Origin of the sequence: Bernardetia sp. MNP-M8 (assembly GCF_037126285.1) — a bacterium.
In the GTDB taxonomy this organism is placed as follows: domain Bacteria; phylum Bacteroidota; class Bacteroidia; order Cytophagales; family Bernardetiaceae; genus Bernardetia.
The window spans coordinates 4117804-4138709 of sequence record NZ_CP147012.1; the positions used below are offsets into that span (position 1 = coordinate 4117804).

The window sequence follows — 20906 nt, forward strand, 5'->3', positions numbered from 1 at the left end:
CTATGAAGACTACTTTTAAAAAAGCTATTTTTTATTTGCTGATTGCAATCACTTTTTCAGTTGGTTTGCATTCTTCTATTTCGTATGCTCAAGATAAAACTACACAGCAAGAAACAGAAATAAAAGAGTTTGATAACAAAAAATGGAATGAGTTAAGAGATGGAATCAAATATGCCAAAGAAATAGAGGAGAAAAAGGAAGAATATAAAGAACCTGCCTCTAAATGGCCTGAATTAGATTGGAGTTTTTTGGCAGGCTTAAAGTATGTACTTATTGGTTTGGTTGTGGCTTTGTTGGCTTTAGCTTTAGTTTGGTTTTTTACAAAAGGAGTTTTGTTTGGGAATAAGAAAACAAAGTTAGAAGAAGAACAAGCTGCATTTTTGACAGAAGAAAACCTAGAAAAAGTAGAGTTTGGTTATTTAGAACAAGCCTTAGAAAAAGCATTATTACAACGCAATTTCCGTATGGCAATCCGTATTCATTATTTATGGCTTTTAAAAGTCTTATATGAAAAGGAACTTATCAATTGGAAAAAAGACAAAACTAATCATGCTTATATTTCAGAATTGTCCAATAAAGCATCACAAGAATCAGCTACAAGTTTTAGAAAGCTAACTCTTTGGTATGAAAAAGCATGGTATGGAGAATCTAAAATTGATGAAAAAGATTTTAGTATGGTAGAGACTTATTTTATTAATTTTAGAAAATCGCATCAAGATAAAGCTGCATAATTTTTCTCTTTTTTGTGTTTATGAATAGTATTATTTTAGAAGAAGTTCTCCAAACAATTGATAAACAATATTCAGTTCTTTCAAAGGAATGTAAAATTGATATATCTGATGTTTCGAAACTAGTAGTGCTTGAAAAACAGCAATTATTAATTAGTGAAGGAGAGTTAGAAAATAATATATATTTTATTATAAAGGGCTGTGCTAGAGCTTTTTATTTAAAAGATGGTAAAGATATTACAGATTGGTTTGCCTTCGAAAATGATTTCTTATGCTCTATTAATAGTTTCTTTTTATCTATTCCAAGTCCTCATTTTATAGAAACATTAGAGCCAAGTATTTTACTTCGAATTTCTAAATCTGATACAGAAAAATTATCTCAAAATCATCATAGTTTCGAAACACTAGCCAAAAATGTTGTTATCAAAACCATGTTGCAGTTACAAGAAAGAATTGTAGGTATTCAATTTGAAACAGCACAACAGAAATACGAAAATTTATTGAAAATCTTACCCTCTATTACACAAAGAGTTGCCCTAACTCACATTGCTTCCTACTTAGGAATTACTTTAGAAACACTTAGTCGAATTCGGAATCCTAGAAATACGAATTAATTTTTGGCGAACACCGAATTTGATATAAATCAAATGTTTTCTTATTCTACTTCTAGATATTTGTATTTCTAATTTATTATTACAAATACAACTAATTATGAAAAAGATAACTAACAGTCAAATTCATTACGGTTCAGGTATTATTCTGTCTCTTTTTATAGGACTTCATCTATTCAACCATTTTTGCAGTATTTTTGGAGCAGAATTTCATATTTCTGTTATGAATTCATTGCGAATTATATATCGGAATGTTTTTATAGAAACACTTTTATTATTTGCTGTCTGTATTCAAATTATATCGGGAAGTAAATTGATTAGGAGACTTACAAAAAAATATCATCTAAATTTTGAAACTCTCTCACTTTGGTCTGGACTCTATTTAGCAATTTTTCTTTTGATTCATGTTAGTGCTGTTTTTATAGGACGGTTTGTATTCGAACTAGACACTAATTTTTATTTTGGAGTGGCAGGAATTAATATATTTCCTATCAATCTTTTTTTTGTTCCTTATTATGGATTGGCTATAATGGCTTTTTTTGCTCATATCTCAGCTATTCATGGTAAGAAAATGAAGTCTAATATATTAGGCTTTACTCCTCAAAAGCAGGCAATAGTAATTTTGATTATTGGTTTTGTTTTTTCTATTCTTCTATTTTATGGTTTTACAAATCATTTTAAAGGAGTTGTAATTCCTTCTGAGTTTGTTGATGTTTTAAGGTAGCAATAATTTACAATTGATGAAAAAATAAAAAACACCTTTTTCAAGAGAGAAAAAGGTGTTTTTTGTTAAAAATAAAATCTAAAATTATTTATTCTTAGTTGATTTGCTGTTTTTAGGAAGTTGTTGAGAATAAGTTTTGATAAATTGTTCCATTTGTGGCTTTAGGCGTTTGTAGAAATTTGTATTTTCTTTTTCACCCATTGCTATAGATTTTTTTACTAAATCAATTGCTCCTTGTGTGTTACTTGAAACGCCTCCTGTTTTGTTTCCAGCCATCATCAAACGAGCCTTTATCCAATTATTGTAAAAATGGTCTTTCAGAGAAATAGATTTATTAATCCAGTCCATTGCTTTTTCTGTATTTTGTTTATTGTCTAAATAATATTCAGCAGATTGTGCATAAGTGTACCACAAATTATCAGCTTGCTTTAATGTATTTTCAATATTTGAAACCATTTTAGAAACAGGATCTGCATCTACAACAAAAGAAATTCTAGTATTTGACCACCAAAGAGAAACTTTGCCCTGACGATCTTCCAGAGCTTCAATTGTAAAGAGCATACGTTCATTAATAATAGGAGAAACCATAGGAGTTACTGTAAAACGAACTACATCTTCTTTCTCGTCATATTCGCCTGCACCCCACTGTTCAGAATTTTTATTGATGATAACTGTCCATTCTTTCTCATTTGGAATAGTAAAAAGAGAATATGTTCCTGCTGGTACTTTCGTTCCATCAATAGAAACTTCATCTGAAAAAGTAATATTTGTAGCCTTATTTGCACCTGTACGCCATATTTCTCCGTAAGGAACAAGACCACCCCATACTTCACGCTGACGCATAGCAGGAGAAGAATAATCAATAGTAATATCTGTAAGACCAACAGTTTGTTTTACCATAGCAGAAGGACTTGGTTGTGGCATGGTAAGTTGAGCAAAAACAGAGGAAGTAAAAAATAATGCCGTAAAAGACATCAAAACCAAACTAAGCGTTGAAATTTTTAACATGAAAAATTGTAGTAACGATGAATAAAATAAAAATAACTGCCACATAATTTTGAAAATGAATTTATGAATTACGTGCAGTTGATAAATAAAACGTTTATAGTTCTTTATCTTGATGAATGCAAAGATAACCTAGACTACTATTTGTAGAAAATTTTGTTAGGAAGAGTAAGCTAAATTTCTATCTTTTTCTACCCAATCTCAAAACCAAACTTCCTCCAACAAGCGCACCTACACCAGCCCAAATCCAAAGAGAAGGACGAATTTTTCTAGGATTTTCTCCTAAAAAGAAATGGGAAATATCATATAGAAAAGGACGATTATCAGCTACTTTTATATAAAGCCAATCTGTTAGTTCTTTAAAATTAGGATTTTTTTGATACCAACTTATAGGTAAATCGGTTGCTCCTCCTAGTTCTAAACTTTTGAAAGCAGCTTCTGCTCCTGAATATACTTTTCCGTTTGGAGTAATTAAGCGAACAGCTTTTTTGAATAATTTTGTATCTAAATCGGGAAAATCTTTGGCTGATTCTTGATAAGGACGTAAATCAATAGTTGATTCATTGACAATCATTTGCCATTTGGTAATCCAGTATTTGCAAAAACCACATTCTGCATCCCAAATCAAGATGGTTTTTTGTGGAGCATAAGAAGTTGAAAGATTATTTTTACTAGGAATAGAAGTCATTTTTTTGAATTTTGATATGATAATAATGCCTTGATTCTAACTAATTTAGTTCTCATAGTAGTATTATTTTATTTAAATCAGAACATTAAACATATCAAATTGTTCAGTAATCGTACTATTCAAAAAACAAATAAAACTATTATAATTATATGTCAAATAACGTAAAAGCATTTGGAACAGAAGCTGCTGATAAGCCTTTAAAACAAATGACCATTGAACGCAGAGAAGTAACTGCAAAAGATATTGAAATTGATATTTTGTATTGTGGTGTTTGTCATTCTGATTTGCACACAGCTAGAAATGATTGGGGTGGAACAGTTTATTCTGCTGTACCTGGTCATGAGATTGTAGGAAAAGTGACTAAAGTTGGAAGTGATGTCACCAAACTTAAAGTAGGCGATTATGCTGCTGTGGGTTGCATGGTTGATTCGTGTCAGACATGTGATAGTTGTAAGCAAGATTTAGAACAATATTGTCAGAAAGGTTTTACAGGAACATACAACGGAAAAGACAAGCATCTAGGAGGACATACTTTTGGAGGATATTCTGAAAAAGTAGTTGTAGATGAAAACTTTGTTTTGAAAGTTCCTGAAAATCTTGATTTAGCTGCTGTTGCACCTTTACTTTGTGCAGGTGTTACTACATGGTCTCCTTTGGTTCATTGGAATGTAAAAGAAGGAAGCAAAGTTGCTGTTATTGGTTTGGGTGGACTCGGACACATGGCAATCAAATTAGCTAAAGGAATGGGTGCAGAAGTTACACTTTTTTCTCGTTCGCCAAGTAAAGAAAAAGATGCTAAAGAATTAGGTGCTGATACTGTTATTATCTCAACAGACGAAAAACAAATGAAATCGGTAAGAGGAAAGTTTGATTTAATTATTGATACAGTTCCTTATGAACATGATTTGAATCCTTATATTTCGACGCTTACAATTAATGGAACTTTAGTTTTGGTTGGTTTTATAGGCGAGTTAGATTCTATGATTCAAACACCAGCTATGATAATGGGAAGACGTTCTATTGCAGGTTCTGTAATCGGTGGAATCAAAGAAACACAAGAAATGCTAGATTTTTGTGGAGAGCATAATATTGTTTCAGAAATTGAAATGATTAATATGCAAGACATTAATGATGCCTACGAACGAATGCTAAAAAGTGATGTTCGTTATCGTTTTGTCATTGACATGAAATCTTTGAAGGATAATTAATAATTGTATAAATTAATTATACTTGAATGGTTAATTGTAAATCAATGATATTTGCAATTAACCATTTTTCTATTTGTAATAATTGTTCAAAAGCTCTCTTGCTACTTCGACAGCATTTCTAGAGCCATTAGCAACTTGTTTTTCTAAATCTTCTATTTGTTTCTTTATTAATTCATTTGCATAAAAATCTCTTTTTAATCGCTCTTCAATAGTTTGATGTAGCCATTGTTTGTTCTGCTGACTACGATTTATTTTAAAGAACCCATTTGAAGTTGTTTGTTTTACAAAGTCTTCAATGTTTTTCCAAATATTCTCTATTCCTTCATTTTCTAAAGCCGAACAAATTTCTACTGGAACTGTCCATTTGGCATCATTAGGTGGGAAAAGATGCAAAGCGTGTTTATATTGTGATTTGGCTCGTGTAGCTGCATTTTTATTTTCTTTATCAGCTTTTGTAATGACGAGCATATCAGCCATTTCCATAATTCCACGTTTTATTCCCTGTAACTCGTCGCCTGCACCTGCAAGCATAAGCAAAAGAAAAAAATCAACCATTCCTTTTACAATTGTTTCAGACTGTCCAACTCCAACAGTTTCTATCAAAATGACATCAAAGCCTGCTGCCTCACATAAAAGCATTGTTTCTCTCGTTTTTTGACTAACTCCACCTAAAGAACTACGAGCTGGGGAAGGACGAATATAAGCGTTTTTATGATTAGAGAGTTTTTCCATTCTTGTTTTATCTCCCAAAATACTTCCTCCCGAACGCTGGCTACTTGGGTCAATGGCAAGAACAGCAATTTTTTTATTTTTATTTTCTAGTTCAGTTGCTAAATCTGCCAAATAAAGTCCAAAAGTTTCAATAAATGTGCTTTTTCCAACCCCAGGAACTCCAGTAATTCCTACACGAATAGAATTTCCTGTATAAGGCATAAGTCTGTCAATAATCTGTGTAGCAAGTTCATTATCACTTTCTAACTGACTTTCTATAAGTGTAATAGCTCTACTCAAAATAAAAGGATTATGAGCCAAAATTCCATCAATATATTCTTGGGATGTTAAACGTGAACGTCTGTTTTTTGCCATAAAAATAAAAAATGTGAAATTAAATAACGTTGATAAGATGTGGATTGACTTTTTGTTTTGTCGTTTGATATAAGCAATTCATAGAAAAGCTAAACAAAAATGAGAAAAATACAAGTCTTGATTTTAGATTCTTATCAAAAAAATGTTATTTTAGTTAAAAATAAAAATTTAATTTCTACTTATATCAAAAAATACTTCACAACGTACAAACGTATTTAAAATAATTTGTATCTTTGTAGGAATAGAAATGAGTTTTTGTTTTATCAGTATCTATCAAAAATCGATATTCATTCTATTATTTACAACTTATCTATTTACTAATGCGTTTTTTACGAAAAATATTCAATCTTGCTACAATTACAGGAACAATCGCCATTTTTGCGTTTATGCTTCTGCTTCAAACAGTAGCCGTAAATTTTGATTTTCTCAATATTTTCGAACAGACGATTAATAACTTCAAAATCTCTGATGTTTATTTTTCTCAAATAAGAGATAATGAGAAGATAGAAATAGATACAAATATAGTTATTGTAAATATTGGTTATCTACCTAGAGCAGGATTAGGAGCGCAAATAGAAGTTATTTCAAGATATAAACCGAAAATAATTGGACTAGATGCTCTTTTGACAGGAGCAAGAAAGCCTGAGCAAGATTCTACTTTAGAAGCCTTTTTAAAAATTGCAAGCGAAAGATGTCCTATTGTTTTTGCTTCAAAACTAGAAAAGCCAAACGAAGAAAGTAAAAGTTTTGATAGTTTAGGACTTCCTCACCAACCATTTCAAAAGTATATACAAACAGGTTATGTAAATGTTGTTACAGATGAAGATACAAAGTTTGAAACAGCTCGTATTGTTTCTCCAAAAGAAAAAGTAAAAGATTCAACAATTTATAGTTTTGCAACCAAACTCATACAACTTTCTTATCCTGATAAAGCCGAAAAACTTTTGGAAAGGAATAATGAAGTAGAAACGATTTATTATCGTGGAAATTGGCAAAAGTTTATGGTCATTGACCCAATGGATGTTTTAGATGAAAATTTTGATCCTTCTTTCTTTAAAGACAAAATTGTCATTATGGGCTATATGGGTTCTACTTTCATAGAAGATGATGGTGTAGATGATAGATATTACACACCACTGAATGTACGACCTGTCGGAAGGGCAGCAACGGATATGTATGGAATTATGATTCATGCAAATATGCTTTCGATGATTTTACACGAAAATTATATTGATGTAATTCCTTCTTATTTAGCGATTATTATTTCTGTTTTGATGTGTTTTTTTAACGTTGTATTATTTACCTATATCTATTTTCATAGAAAATTAGGAACTTGGTATGATGTCATCACAAAAGGTGTTCAGCTTGTAGAAGTTATTATCTTTGTATTTATTTTTATCTGGACATTGGCTACTTATAATCTTATGTTAGAAATAACTGTTGGAGTTTTGGCAGTAGTTTTATCTGGAGATGTCTTAGAAGTATTTTTAGCTATATTGGCTAATATGTATCCTAAATCTACTCGTGCCTATGAATAAAAAATAAGTGAAAAATAAGAAAGAGAAAAACATTAATTTGACTGTGCTACAACTAAAAATAACTAAAATCTGTATCCAGTAATAAAAACAGAAAATTAGGATAAAAATTACATGTTTTTACATCTTTTTATCAAGTTTTCACGTAAAACAAGTATATAATTATTTTTTGTTCAATTTTTGTAGAAGCATATTTAATAGTTATCTGACAACCTTTGATCAAAAAAATAGTTATACTTAACAAAGCACATACTGAAAAACGAGTTTGAATAAACGATGTCTTTCAAAGCTATTCAAAACTATATTAAATTTAAAGTATTCAAAAAATACATTAATCAAATACTTATCTCAATTAAATTTTAAAACTATGAAAACAAAATCACTATTTCTAGTAGCTCTTATGTTACTTATCGGTGGAACTACAATGGCACAAAATTATGCCTTTCGTGTTCTGACGGCAAAAGGAAACAATACAGCTTCTAAAAACGCAATCCGTGTAGGCTCTAAACTGAATGATACTGACGTTATCGTTATGGAAGAAGGTGGATATTTAGGTCTTTTACATACCAATGGACAAACGGTTGAGCTTCGCACAAAAGGAACATATAAAGTAAACGAACTTGCAAGTAACTTGAAAGCAAGTAATAATTCTAGTCTTACTTCTCGTTATGCAAACTATGTAGTTTCTGAACTTACTTCTTCTGCTGAAGAAGCTAGTGGTGAAAATCGTTATAAGCACATGGGAAAAACAGGTGCTGTAGAGCGTGGAGATAAAAAAGCTATTACTATTATTCAAGAGAGTAAAGTAAACCTGCTAGGTGATAAGTTAGAAATTGAATGGTTTGTTTACGAAGACTTAGCTAAGGTTAGTCCTAAGGATGTAAGAGAATACCGTGTTGTTCTTACTGATTTACGTAACAATGAACTTTATTCAGAAGTAACTAAAGAAACTTCTTATGTAATTGATTTTTCTCGTCCTGAATTGAAAGACCAAACTGCTATTCTTTACAGAGTAGAAGTTGCTGATGAGGATAAAAAAGATAAATCAATTAAGTCTCGTGACCAAGTTATCAAGAAGGAAAATAATAGCGATGCTAAGAAAGAAATCCGTGAGCAATTAGACCAAATTGGTGATGATACTGCTCTAGGACACCTTATCAAAGCTCAATACTTGGAAGAAACGGGTTATTATGCAGAAGCTGCAATGGCTTATAAGGCTGCAATGGCTTTAGCTCCTGAAGTAGAAACATACAAAATTCTTTATGACAGTTTCACAGAACGTAATGAGATGAGTGAAAAAGCTATTTTAGGAAAAACATCTCTAAATGACTAATAATTGTATTCAGTATTAGAAATTTATATACCAAAAAGGGTCTTTACTTAATTGTAAAGACCTTTTTTGTTTTTTATTAAAAATAGTTGAGATTTATAATTCCCATTTTTCCCAAGCCTTCAAGAGTTGGATTTGTTTTTCGTTTTTGTCTTGAGCTTCTTCAAAACCAAAATCTTGTTCTTGTTCTACAAATACAGGTTTAGATTTTAAAAGACATTTTTTCATTTTATTTTTCTTGCCTTTCTTTCTATTTACCAAAATCTTCATTACCTCGTCTTCTTTGTAACTTGCTTCTGAAATCAAAGTTAAGAAATTAGTAGCATCTACTTTTTGGCTATTTACTTCCAAAATGACATCTCCTTCTTTAAACATTTCTCCAAACTTATTTGCTCCTTCTAAACTAAGAACACTTACTTCTTTGGTTTGTGGATCGACAACTAAACCAATGTTTCCAAAGTTAAATACTTCTTCTGTTCCTTCACCAGTCGTATTGATTCCAATAGTTTTTAGATATTTAGTGTAAGGTAATTCTTTGCTTCCCTCTACATAATCAGCAAAAAAAGTGCGAATTTCAGGATAAGTAATCTCAGCAATTACATCAAAAAGTTTGTCATCTTCAAAAGGTTTGTCTGTTCCATATTTTTTAGATAAATCTTGCATTAAGTTCATCAAACCGTATTTTCCATCAGATAATTCTCTCAATCGAACATCTAACATCCAGCCAATTAAAGCACCTTTTTCATAGACATTTCCATATTGGTCAGCATGTTCATCTAAGCAGCCCAAACTCATTTCTGTAAAAGGAACATCAGAATATTTATTATTCGCTTCACTTACTTTATCACGCATCTTACCCAAAAATTCTTCTAAAGGAATAAGTCCTTGTTGTAACAAAACATGGTTTGCAAAATATTCAGTAACTCCTTCGTAAAGCCATAAATGTTTTGACATTTCAGGATTGATAAAATCAAAATAATGAATTTGTTCTGAGTGAATAGAAAGAGGAGTCAGAATATGAAAAAATTCGTGAGCTGCAATTTCTACAACTGTGTTTGCAAGACGAGAAGCTGGCATATTAGGCAAGAAATAAAGAGAAGAATAAGAATGTTCTAATGCTCCATACGAACCCGAATTACTAAAACCATCAAAAATATAAATTAAGAACGCATATTTTTTGATAGGCAATGTTCCACCTAAATAATTTTTTTGTGCTTCTAATGATTTCTGAACTTCTTTAGCTACTTCTTTTGCCTTTACTGTTCCCTTTTCGTGAAAAACAGAAACCAAAATTTCAGCTCCTCCTACCTCAAAAGTAACTGTATCAGGAACAGAATATAACATCGGAGAATCTGCCAAAAGATGATAATCTGAAACTAAATAAAGGTCATTTTTCTTTGTAGAGTTGATAGATACTAAAGGTGTAGAGCCATAAAATTTTTCAGGTTTGATAACATCTATCAAAAATGAGTTGCGTTTTAATCCTTCCAAATAACCAAAACAACCGTGTGTATTGATTACAAAAACCTCATCTTCAATATCTGTTCCCCCTGGTTCGAATACTTTATTTTTTTCTTGTGAGTCAAAAGTATCATCTACTAAATACGTAATTTTATAGATGTTTTTAGCAGGAAAACGCCATTCGTTTTCATTAGGATGAGTAAAACCGATTTCATTGCCTTCTTTATCAAATACTTTAAAATCACTCAAAAATCGTCCAAAATCATAAATATGATATGTCCCAGGAACAATTTTGGGCATAAAAAAAGAAATAGAATCTTCTTTTGGAGGGTCTGTAGGTTCGACAGCAGGTCGGAACTTATCTAAGTTTGTAATTAAAAGTTCGACAGGAACTTTGTCATTTTTTACTTTTGTGAGGTCAAGTTGGTACGAATATACTATTTCTAAAGGATCGTAGAGTTGAACATCGAATGTTGTTCCTTGCTGTGCAAAGGTGGACTGAGCAGAAAAGCCAAATACACAAAGTAAAAAGATAAATTTAGAACTAAATGAAAAAATATTCATAAGATAAAATTAAGAGAGTAAAAATATAAAAGAAATGATTTTTAAATAAAAATTCATGTATATATAAGTAGCAATTTGAATGACAAGTAAAGATTTTACAAGGTTCTGTTTTGATTATTTATGATTTTTAGAATAAAACTGTATTTCCAAAATGTAACCTGTCATTGCTCCAAATGTATAACTGATTATATCATTCCATTGAAAATTATTTCCTAAAATCAATCTACTCGCTTTATAACTTCTAATAAAATTAATCCAATCTGCTTGATAGAGTTGTAGAAATTCGATGCCACAACAAAACAAAAGAGTAAGTATAAAAATTTTGTAAGATTGAGCTTTTATAAATAGAAATCCAAAAATCAAGAAAAATAAAACAGCATAAAGATAATCTCCAAAATAGTCAGTTATAAAACTAGAAATAAATTCAGTTCTGGAAACCAAGCCAATTGTAATAGTAAGGACAATTGATAAGAAATAAATTTTTCGGTTTCTTGTCATTTTTAATAGGTTGAAATTTATAAATCAAAATTACTTCAAATTATTCTAAACTATTTCAATAAATTTGAATTTTAAAGCAAAGGGAATTATTATTTTTAAATCAAAACCAAATCATAAAATGAGTATCAAAATAAAACCAGTAGAACAAATCAATGAAGGACAAAAAAATACAATGGTTAGTTTTTTAGGCATTGAAATTACAGATGTTACAGAAACATCAATCAGTGGAAAAATGCCTATTGATGAGCGTCATATACAAATTATGGGAGTGTTACATGGTGGAGGTTCTGTTGTTCTTGCCGAAACCTTGGGAAGTATTGCTGCCAATATGAGCGTTGATACAGAAAAATATGCTTGTATGGGATTAGAAATAAATGCAAATCATATCCGACCTGTTCCAAAGGGAAAATGGGTATATGGAACAGCAATAGCCTTGCATGTAGGGAAAAAAACACACGTTTGGGAAATCAAAATGACTAATGAAGAAGGCAAACTGACTTGTATCAGTAGAATAACCATGGCTGTTGTTGAGCGTTTTCATTAAGGTTTTTTTTAAGACTTTTAGTGATTTTATGGCTATCTTTGTATAATAATTGAACTATTAATCGAATTCAGAATACATAATTCATTCCCACCTTTTCTTTCTTCTATTATGAGCGAATCTCTCAAACATGAATGTGGAGTAGCATTCTTACGCCTTCGAAAACCACTTGGATATTATATAGAAAAATATGGAACACCTGCTTACCCAGTCAATAAAATGTTTTTATTGATGGAAAAACAACACAACCGAGGACAAGACGGTGCAGGACTAGCGAGCATCAAAATTGATATGAAAAAAGGTCATCAGTATATTGATAGACTTCGTTCGATAGAAGAACAACCCATTAATCATATCTTTAGTAAAGTAGGTAAAAAATTTACTAAGGCTCAAAAAGAAGGTAAAAAATATTACAATGCTAAATGGGTAAAAGAAAATATTCCCTTTGCAGGTGAGTTATTTATAGGTCATTTGCGTTATGCAACTTATGGCGCAAATGATGTTCGTTTTTGTCACCCTCTTTTGAGAAGTAGCAACTGGAGAAGCCGAAATCTACTTTTAGCAGGAAATTTTAATATGACAAATGCCGAAGAATTATTTAATCATTTGGCACAATTAGGACAATTTCCACAAGAACAAGGTGATACAATAACAGCCTTAGAAAAAATTGGGCATTTTTTGGATAGAGAAAATCAACATTATTATGCTCAATATCAGCAAGAAGAAAGAGCAAAATTAGCTTTTGATGTAAGTCTGAATGGAAAAAATGATAACCAAAACTATGAAACTCATGAGCAAAATCAAACGCTTACAAATGAAGAAATCATAGAAAAAGTAGAAAAAAATATTGATTGGAAAAAAATATTAGAGCGTTCTTGCAACGATTTTGATGGTGGATATGTCATGGTAGGGATGGCAGGTCATGGAGATGCTTTTGTGGCTCGTGACCCTGCAAGTATTCGTCCAGCCTATTATTATATCAATGATGAGATTATTGTAGCTGCTTCTGAAAAACCTGCAATCAAAACAGCTTTTAATTGTGAGTATTCGGAAATACAAGAGCTTGAAGGAGGTCATGCATTGGTTGTAGACAAAGAAGCAAATTATGAAATAATCAAGTTTCAAGAACCACTACCGAAAAAGTCGTGTAGTTTTGAAAGAATTTATTTTTCAAGAGGAACAGATCCAGAGATTTATAACGAACGAAAAATGTTAGGTCGTCAGTTGCATCATCAAGTTTTGGAAGCAATTGATTACGATTTAGAAAATTCTATTTTTTCTTATATTCCTAATACTGCCGAAACTGCGTTTTTGGGTTTGGTAAAAGGAGTAGAAAAACATTTGATAGCACAGCGAGAAAAAACATTAAATACTGATGAATCTTTGTCACAGCAAGAATTAGTGAAAATTATGTCCTTCCGTCCTAGAGTTGAAAAACTGGTAATTAAAGATTCTAAAATGCGAACTTTCATTACTGGAGATGCTCAACGAGATGATATGGTAGCACATGTTTATGATACCACTTATGAGATTGTCAGAAAAGGAATCGATACACTTGTTGTCATCGATGATTCGATTGTTAGAGGAACAACATTAGAAAAAAGTATCTTGACAATGTTGGATAAATTAGAACCTAAGAAAATTGTTATTGTTTCTTCTGCTCCTCAAATTCGTTTTCCTGACTGTTATGGAATTGATATGTCTAGGCAACACGAATTTGTTGTTTTTCGTGCATTATTGGCTCTCTTGGAACAACATCATTTGAAATATATGCTTGACGATGTTTATGAAAAATGTTTGAAATCAAAGAAATTACCTTTAGAAAAAGTAGTTAATCATGTCAAAGAATTATATGATATGTTTGAGTACGAACAAGTTTCAGATAAGGTAGCCGAAATTATTTCAAAGAATATCAAAGCAGAAGTAAAAGTAGTTTATCAAACAGTAGAAAATTTACATAAAGCCTGTCCAAATCATTCTGGAGATTGGTATTTTACAGGAAATTATCCTACACAAGGAGGAAATAGAGTAGCTAATCAAGCCTTTATTAACTTCATGGAAGGAAAGAAAACAAGAGCTTATTAAAAAAAGAAACCTATAAGGCTTTCAAAACCTTATAGGTTTGAATATCTAAAACCTATAAAAAAAATGAAAAAAATAATCTTAGCTATTGCATTATCATTTTTCTGTTCCGTTTCTTTTGCACAAGTAGAAGGCGTAGAAGTAGAAAAACCAAAAGAAGAAAAAAAGGAAGAGAAAAAAGAAGAAAGTAAAGATGATGACGATGATGAGGAAAAAATGAAGCTTATCGATCGTTTTTACTTTGGTGGAAACTTAGGAGCTAGTTTTGGAACAATTACCAATATAAATATAGCTCCAATGATAGGGTATAGATTGACACCAAGATTTTCAGTAGGTGTTGGAGGAACATATCAATATTGGAGTGACAAACGTTTTATACCTACTTATACGCAGAGTATTTATGGAGGAAGTGTGTTTTCTCGTTATATGATTGCAGAAGACTTTTTGGGTGCAGGCAATTTGTTTGCTCATGCAGAATATGAAACACTATTTGCAAAACAACCTTACCAAGATCCAAACACAGGAATAATTTCAGAAAAAACAAAATCTTTCCCTTCTTTTTTAATTGGTGGTGGTTTGGCTATTCCGATAGGTAGTCGCTCTGCTTTTACTATTTCGGCATTATATAATCCTTTTTATGATGAATTTAATTCTTTATATGCTAGTCCTTTACAGATTCGTGTAGGAGGCTTTTTCTAAACAAATGAATATTCAGAGTTACATGAAAAAATACGCTTTTTTATTTTTAGTAGTATTATTTTTTATGGCTTTCCAAACTGATAAACCAGCCTATCAAATTTTTGATAAGGAAGGAAAAAAATCTTCTTATAAAGCTATTTTAGAAAAAGCACAAGAAGTTGATATTGTTCTTTTTGGAGAAAGCCATAATAATCCTATTGTTCACTGGCTACAAATTGAATTAACAAAGAATTTATATAAAAATCTATCTGAAAATCAAAGTGAGTCAAAAAGTAAAAATAAATCTAAAAATAATTTACTTTTAGGTGCAGAAATGTTTGAAGCTGATAATCAAACTATTTTAGATGAATATCTAAATGACATTATTACAGAAAAAAACTTTGAAGCTGAAGCTAGATTATGGAATAATTATAAAACAGATTATAAGCCTTTGGTAGAATTTGCAAAAGGAAATAATCTTGTTTTTGTGGCTACAAATATTCCTCGTCGGTATGCTTCTTTGGTTTCTAAGAAGGGTTTGGCTAGTTTGGATTCTCTTTCTGAAGATGCAAAACGCTTTATGATGCCTTTGCCTGTTGAAGTGGATTTGAAATTACCTGCTTACGCAAATATGCTCAAAATGATGGGAGTTCATTCGACTGATGATGGAAAAGTAAACGAAAGTTTTGCAAATTTTGCCTATGCACAAGCCGTAAAAGATGCAACAATGGCATATCGTATTAACGAATATTATAAAAGAGAAGCTAAAAATATAGAAAATACAAATTCTGTTTTTCTACATTTTAATGGTTCTTATCATTCTGATAATTATGAAAGTATTGTTTATTATCTCAAAAAATACAATCCAAGTTTGAAAATAATGACCATTACGGCAGCCGACCAAAAAGAATTGGATTCTTTAGAAAAAACAGGAGTAGCTGATTTTGCGATTGTTACGCCTCTTTCTATGACTAAGACGTATTAGAGTAATTAATTTATAGGAATTTATTTTTTCTTAACGACGGTTAAAAAATAGAGTAATCTAACCGTCGTTGAGACTTTGCCGTCAACGAGGTTTTATAAAATCTCTCTACCACTCTTCTTGTCTTCTCCAAGTTGCACCATATTCATTTACTAAAACATTATCAAAATAATCAGCTTTTTCTAAGAGGTTTTTTACCAAATCTACAGCAGTTTGTAGTTTAAGGTATTGTCCAAAAATTGAAAAAGAAAGAATTATATCTTGTCCGTTTACACTAAAACGAAGACCTTTTAAAGAATGATTTTGCTCTAATAGAAAAGAATAGGTGTCGCCAATATTATCTTTTGGAAGGTTACACAAAAAAGCATCGCCAAAAATATATCCACTTTCGGGGTTGTAAGAAAGATGAATTGTGGCACTTCCCTCTACCATTTCCCAACGATTTGCACCAGCACGAGCCAAAATCGCATTTTTACCCAGTTTTGTAATTAATTCTTCTATCAAATGAGCAATTCCGACAGGCGTAAAAAGTTCTTTTGTAAAATCAATAAGTTTTGAGCCACAAGAAGGACAGTAGGAATTTTGAATTTTAGGAAGCAAAATAACATTTGTACAAGAACCACAACGAACAGCTTTTTCTCTACCAAAATTCTCAAAATCGTTTAAAGTTTCCTCTAAATAGTTGGAAGGCAGTGCAAAACCTAAATCAGTTCCTTCTCTATGAATAAATGTGTTTACACCAATTACTTTACCCAAACTATCTACTAAAGGGCCTCCACTATTTCCGGGGTTGATGGCTGCATCTACTTGAATATAATTTATGCCATTGTGTAAGCGTTTTGCCTTTGAAATTATGCCTTGAGTAGTTGTATATTTAAGACCATAAGGATGTCCGATAGCTACAATTTGTTCGCCATCTCTAAGACTCTCTTGTGAATACTCAATAGTAGGCATATCCAAGTTAGGGGCAATCAAAAAAGCTAAATCCAGACGAGTATCTGTAAAACAAACATCTGCAAGCTGTTTAGGAACATTTTTTCCACTAATAGAAACCTCTGAACAACCTTCTACAACGTGGTAGTTGGTAACAATAATATTATGATTTCTAAGGTAAAAACCTGTTCCAGAGCCTTTTGGTGTAGCAATCTGAATGACTACTTCTTTATAAATTTCAATAGTTTGATACATAAATTAACATAGAGAATTGACAAAAAATGCTTTTTTAGATTAGAAAGTAGTTAAAGATAGATATATATAGATAAGTTACTCAAAAATAACGTTCTTTTTTGTACTTGTTCTATAATTGTTCTATAAATTTGCGTAAAAACATCATTTAAACAAAAAAAATACTTTGCATCCAAAAAATATCCATAATTCATTTTATAATTTTAAAGAACTTATAAAAAGTAATCCAATTTTAAAAGAGTTCGTGTTTATAAATCAGCACAAAATAGAAACAATTGATTTTGCGAATCAAAAGGCAGTTTTAGAATTGAATAAATCACTTTTATCACATCATCACAACGTAAAAAATTGGAATATTCCAGAAGGTTATTTGTGTCCACCCATCCCTAGCCGAGCTGATTATTTGTATTATTTAAATGATTTACTACAAGCAGAAGGAAGTAAAAAAGCTATAAAAGGACTTGATATTGGCGTTGGTGCAAACTGTATTTATCCAATCTTGGCGAGTCAGTTATTTAATTGGAAAATGGTAGGTGTAGATATTGATAAAACAGCCATCCAATCAGCTATAAAAAATGTAGAAACTTCGAAAAAGCTAAAAGAAAATATAGAAATTCGTCACCAAGAATCGAATGCAAATATTTTTAAAGGGATAATTAAAGAAAGTGAATATTTTGATTTTACAATCTGTAATCCTCCTTTTCATGCATCAGAAAAAGATGCTAATTCGGCAGCTTTACGCAAAATTAAAAACTTAAAAGATACTACTGAGTCTGCTCAGGGGACTATTAAACTCAATTTTGGAGGACAATCAAATGAACTTTGGTGTAATGGAGGTGAAGCACTTTTTATAAAACGAATGATAAAACAGAGTGTAGAATTTAAAAAACAAGTAAATTGGTTTACTACATTAGTTTCAAAAAATGGAAATTTGAAAGCTATTTACAAGCAATTAGATAAAGCAAAAGCAAAATACAAAACTATAAACATGGAACAAGGAAATAAAAAAACTAGGTTTGTAGCGTGGCGATTTCCTAATTCAGAAGCCTAATATATTATTTATAAAAAATAAATAGAAATAATTGCATAATATAAAGAATAGTTTGAAACTTTTTTTACGTTTGAACGTATGACTAATTAAAGATAGATTTTAATGTTTTACAGATAAATCCCCTTATAGTATGAAACGTTCAAATAAAAATTATATACTACTCATTGTTTTTGGTGTTTTACTTATGAGTTTTAGCTTTATTTCTCAACATTATACTCATATACCTGATATAGTAGATGGAATGTTGAAAGGAACTTCTATTGGATTATTACTCTTAGGGCTTGGATTTTTATCGAAACAACATATTGAGCAAATTTAATTTTGGATTTTCCTCATTTGTTTTATGTTTATGCAAGTGAGGGTTTTATATAAAAAATAAAATCAAAAATTCTATTACAAAAAGTCCATCTATAAAGCCTGTAAAATACCATTCTGAACGTTTATTCGAACTAAAAAGAATTAGAAAAGCAGTAAGAATATAAACTATTCCAAAATGAAGAAAATAGTTTATATGGAAACTACAAATTAAAATAGCACAGACAATAAGTAAAAAAAGAGCTAAAATTTTGCTCCTTTGAGGACTCAATAAGCTAACTAAAGTATTCAAACCCACTTTTTTATCTCCTTCTTTATCTCTAATATCGAAAGGAATCGTTATTGCCAAAGTAAAAAGTAATCGTTCGAAAAATAAGGCTATTGTTTGAGGAGTTTGGATAATCAAGTCTTCGTGTAACATTGGAAAAATAACAGTAGCACTAGCCCACACATAAGCAATTAAGAATATTTTTAGATAAGGAATATTTCTCCAAGCAGGAATCGATAAGTAGTTTTTTGGAGTAGAATCTTCTGTCTTGTTGTCATTTTTACCATTTATTTCTTCGTCTATAATTTTTTCTGATGGAAGTTCAATATGAATAGGAACAGTATAAAAAATTGAAATTATAGCCAAATGAACCAAAAACCAAAACTGATTGAGTGTTAGAAAAAAAGGAGCAGGAATAAGTAAAATCAAACTTAAAAAGAAAATAATCTTTAGGATATTTCTTTTCTTATAAATAAACTCAAATTTTTCAGAAGCCGTTCCCTTAGTATAAAACACACATAAATTATAAGTAACTAGTGTTCCAAAAAAGAGAATCCAAAGAGGAGCAGCTTCGAAAGCAATGCCAGCTGTTTCGAAAAGCAAAAGGTAGGTACTTAACCCCATAAGAGCTGCACCTACCGATATCCAAAAATTTCCAAAAACGAGCCAACGAAAGAAGTTAATAATGTTTTTTTTTAAAACTGAACAGGAATAACAACACGCTGCTCAACGGCTCTTCCATGATATAAAGCTGGTTTCCAGCCTTCTGTATATTCTTCTATCAAACGGATTGCTTCATTATCCAAAGTAGGACTAACACTTGAAAGTACCGAAATATCAGCTAAAGAACCGTCTTCTTGTACAAAAAACTGAACATAAATAGTTCCTGTTTCATGTGTTGGATTATTTTGATTTGTACTAAGATAACGATATAAGTTTTCTGTTCCACCATAGGGAGTTGCGGAGCGTTCAATATAAGTATTTTCTTTTCTTCTATTTTTATTGCAACCTCGTCTTTTAATTATAATTCGTGTTTCTGTATAATTTGGGTCAATCATTTCACAACCAAATGTTTTTTCTTCTTGTGAATTAATTCCCCAAACTGTCAGACCAATTCCCATAACAATACTTCCAATTAGTAAAGGTTTGTGATACCGATTCAGAAAAGCATAATAATCTTGTAGCCAAAAAGGAGGATGGTCTTCTAGTTTTTGAGTCAGACTCTTACTGTTTTTGAAAACCATATAAGTAATAGAAGCCAGCGTAGTGCCAAGCCAAAAAAGTCCGAATATTGTAAATATAATAAGCATTGCCATAATTATAGAGTGTTTTTTAGATAAAATGATTTAGTAAACTTGTTATTTATAAAGTAGATGTTGAATTTTACTATTTTCCATAGATTTATTTTATATTTTTTCTAAATCGTTCAATAATTTACAAAATCTTGAGCATTCTTCAAATAATTTGGATTCTAAAAAATCGTAAAAAATATAATAATACAATTACCAAAACTACTTTCCTTCAAAATCGTTAGTAGTTTCTTATTGATTTGTTAAATTTACTTTCAAAAACGATTTTCTCCCAAATAAGTTAAGCTATGAAACAATTTTCTCATTATTTAACAGCATTTTTTAGCATTATATTTTTTGTCTTTAGTATTTCTTCGTGTATTCCTCCTGATGTAAAAGGAACTGCTGACACACAATTTTTTGATTTGAAAGGATTTTTAGACAATCAAATTACTTCCTTAGAAAAATTAGAAGAAAAAGGAATTACAATTACTAAAAAAACAATTCTTCAAGGACAAAAAACTGAACAAACACTCAAAAAAATAGATTGGAAAGACGAATTTGCTTTTTTTTACTCCTCTGATATAAATACTCCACAACTTCGTGATAGATATAAAATGGAGAAAAGTCTTCAAAAATGGACATTCAAAACAGATGAAGAAAACTTAATAGTTAAAGAAATGCAGATTACATTTAATGATAATCATAATGAAGAAGGAGAAATTTCTTTTAAAAATGTAAAAGAAATTTTAATTATTCAAAAAGATAAAAATAATATTTATGAAAACGATAGAATACTTACTATCAAAGCAAAAGAAGGTATTTTAGAAAGTTACTCTATTAAAGGTTCAGAAGATGTCATTTTGAATGAAAAACAAGAGTTTTTGGTGGAAGGAATAATAAAATAGAGAAAAAATATCCTTTCTTGCTACAAACTCACGAAAAAAATCGCTAAATCTGTAAATTTTATAGACAAAAGTTATTTTTTTTGGTTATTTGTTTTTACCTTTTCATATAAATCCGTAAATTTTGAGTTAAATAGTTTTTCAAAGCCTTTTATCAAAAGAATATTAAAAC

At 30.6% G+C, this 20906-nt stretch carries 21 protein-coding genes; 13 read left to right on the forward strand and 8 right to left on the reverse strand.

Annotated features, from left to right (window positions below; genetic code table 11):
• Positions 1–2: 2 nt before the first annotated feature.
• From V9L04_RS16750 to V9L04_RS16760, 3 genes are all read left to right on the forward strand, one after another.
• Positions 3–731 carry a DUF4129 domain-containing protein gene (locus tag V9L04_RS16750; RefSeq protein WP_338791014.1) on the forward strand — a complete coding sequence of 243 codons (729 nt, stop codon included), beginning with the start codon at positions 3–5 and terminating at the stop codon, positions 729–731.
• 20 nt (positions 732–751) lie between these two features.
• A complete protein-coding gene (locus V9L04_RS16755) occupies positions 752–1342 on the forward strand; it encodes a Crp/Fnr family transcriptional regulator (RefSeq protein ID WP_338791015.1) in 591 nt (196 codons plus the stop codon).
• 97 nt (positions 1343–1439) lie between these two features.
• Complete coding sequence (locus V9L04_RS16760) at positions 1440–2063, forward strand: hypothetical protein (protein ID WP_338791016.1); 624 nt, start codon at positions 1440–1442, stop codon at positions 2061–2063.
• An 84-nt stretch (positions 2064–2147) separates the two neighbouring features.
• Here the strand turns inward: V9L04_RS16760 and V9L04_RS16765 are convergent, their stop codons facing one another.
• Positions 2148–3071 (reverse strand): DUF2911 domain-containing protein, encoded by a 924-nt coding sequence (locus V9L04_RS16765; protein ID WP_338791017.1) that lies wholly within the window; start codon positions 3069–3071, stop codon positions 2148–2150.
• 178 nt (positions 3072–3249) lie between these two features.
• Positions 3250–3756 (reverse strand): DCC1-like thiol-disulfide oxidoreductase family protein, encoded by a 507-nt coding sequence (locus V9L04_RS16770; protein WP_338791018.1) that lies wholly within the window; start codon positions 3754–3756, stop codon positions 3250–3252.
• A gap of 149 nt (positions 3757–3905) precedes the next feature.
• Here V9L04_RS16770 and V9L04_RS16775 point away from each other — a divergent pair, with 149 nt between their 5' ends.
• Positions 3906–4964: an NAD(P)-dependent alcohol dehydrogenase gene (locus tag V9L04_RS16775; protein ID WP_338791019.1), complete on the forward strand. Its 1059-nt coding sequence runs from the start codon at positions 3906–3908 to the stop codon at positions 4962–4964.
• A gap of 69 nt (positions 4965–5033) precedes the next feature.
• Here the strand turns inward: V9L04_RS16775 and meaB are convergent, their stop codons facing one another.
• Entirely contained in the window at positions 5034–6050 is a 1017-nt protein-coding gene (gene meaB / locus V9L04_RS16780) for a methylmalonyl Co-A mutase-associated GTPase MeaB (protein WP_338791020.1), read from the reverse strand.
• Between the two features lie 320 nt (positions 6051–6370).
• On the opposite strand from meaB, the gene V9L04_RS16785 reads away from it, so the two are divergent.
• A complete protein-coding gene (locus V9L04_RS16785) occupies positions 6371–7588 on the forward strand; it encodes a CHASE2 domain-containing protein (RefSeq protein ID WP_338791021.1) in 1218 nt (405 codons plus the stop codon).
• Between the two features lie 364 nt (positions 7589–7952).
• A complete protein-coding gene (locus V9L04_RS16790; protein WP_338791022.1) occupies positions 7953–8918 on the forward strand; it encodes a hypothetical protein in 966 nt (321 codons plus the stop codon).
• A gap of 93 nt (positions 8919–9011) precedes the next feature.
• Here V9L04_RS16790 and V9L04_RS16795 read toward each other — a convergent pair whose 3' ends face one another.
• On the reverse strand, positions 9012–10940 hold the full coding sequence (locus tag V9L04_RS16795) for a peptidase M61 (protein ID WP_338791023.1): 1929 nt from the start codon (positions 10938–10940) through the stop codon (positions 9012–9014).
• Between the two features lie 114 nt (positions 10941–11054).
• Positions 11055–11438 (reverse strand): DUF2809 domain-containing protein, encoded by a 384-nt coding sequence (locus V9L04_RS16800; protein WP_338791024.1) that lies wholly within the window; start codon positions 11436–11438, stop codon positions 11055–11057.
• 118 nt (positions 11439–11556) lie between these two features.
• Between V9L04_RS16800 and V9L04_RS16805 the strand changes: the two genes are divergently transcribed.
• The 4 genes from V9L04_RS16805 (at position 11557) to V9L04_RS16820 (ending at position 15724) form a co-directional block, all read left to right on the forward strand.
• Positions 11557–11982: a hotdog fold thioesterase gene (locus V9L04_RS16805; protein WP_338791025.1), complete on the forward strand. Its 426-nt coding sequence runs from the start codon at positions 11557–11559 to the stop codon at positions 11980–11982.
• Between the two features lie 108 nt (positions 11983–12090).
• Positions 12091–14064 carry an amidophosphoribosyltransferase gene (locus V9L04_RS16810; RefSeq protein WP_338791026.1) on the forward strand — a complete coding sequence of 658 codons (1974 nt, stop codon included), beginning with the start codon at positions 12091–12093 and terminating at the stop codon, positions 14062–14064.
• A 63-nt stretch (positions 14065–14127) separates the two neighbouring features.
• Entirely contained in the window at positions 14128–14760 is a 633-nt protein-coding gene (locus V9L04_RS16815) for a hypothetical protein (RefSeq protein ID WP_338791027.1), read from the forward strand.
• Between the two features lie 22 nt (positions 14761–14782).
• The gene (locus V9L04_RS16820) at positions 14783–15724 is read left to right on the forward strand and encodes a ChaN family lipoprotein (RefSeq protein ID WP_338791028.1); all 942 of its coding nucleotides are present in this window, start codon (positions 14783–14785) and stop codon (positions 15722–15724) included.
• A 105-nt stretch (positions 15725–15829) separates the two neighbouring features.
• Here V9L04_RS16820 and V9L04_RS16825 read toward each other — a convergent pair whose 3' ends face one another.
• On the reverse strand, positions 15830–16909 hold the full coding sequence (locus V9L04_RS16825; protein ID WP_338791029.1) for a trypsin-like peptidase domain-containing protein: 1080 nt from the start codon (positions 16907–16909) through the stop codon (positions 15830–15832).
• A gap of 163 nt (positions 16910–17072) precedes the next feature.
• Between V9L04_RS16825 and rlmF the strand changes: the two genes are divergently transcribed.
• Both rlmF and V9L04_RS16835 read left to right on the forward strand, forming a co-directional pair.
• Entirely contained in the window at positions 17073–17957 is an 885-nt protein-coding gene (rlmF, locus tag V9L04_RS16830) for a 23S rRNA (adenine(1618)-N(6))-methyltransferase RlmF (RefSeq protein WP_338791030.1), read from the forward strand.
• A gap of 130 nt (positions 17958–18087) precedes the next feature.
• Positions 18088–18276 carry a hypothetical protein gene (locus V9L04_RS16835; protein WP_338791031.1) on the forward strand — a complete coding sequence of 63 codons (189 nt, stop codon included), beginning with the start codon at positions 18088–18090 and terminating at the stop codon, positions 18274–18276.
• A 45-nt stretch (positions 18277–18321) separates the two neighbouring features.
• On the opposite strand, the gene V9L04_RS16840 is transcribed toward V9L04_RS16835, so the two are convergent.
• The gene (locus V9L04_RS16840; RefSeq protein WP_338791032.1) at positions 18322–19143 is read right to left on the reverse strand and encodes a UbiA family prenyltransferase; all 822 of its coding nucleotides are present in this window, start codon (positions 19141–19143) and stop codon (positions 18322–18324) included.
• Positions 19144–19235: 92 nt separating this feature from the next.
• Positions 19236–19856 (reverse strand): energy transducer TonB, encoded by a 621-nt coding sequence (locus V9L04_RS16845; protein WP_338791033.1) that lies wholly within the window; start codon positions 19854–19856, stop codon positions 19236–19238.
• A gap of 281 nt (positions 19857–20137) precedes the next feature.
• Between V9L04_RS16845 and V9L04_RS16850 the strand changes: the two genes are divergently transcribed.
• Positions 20138–20737: a hypothetical protein gene (locus V9L04_RS16850; protein ID WP_338791034.1), complete on the forward strand. Its 600-nt coding sequence runs from the start codon at positions 20138–20140 to the stop codon at positions 20735–20737.
• Positions 20738–20906: the final 169 nt, after the last annotated feature.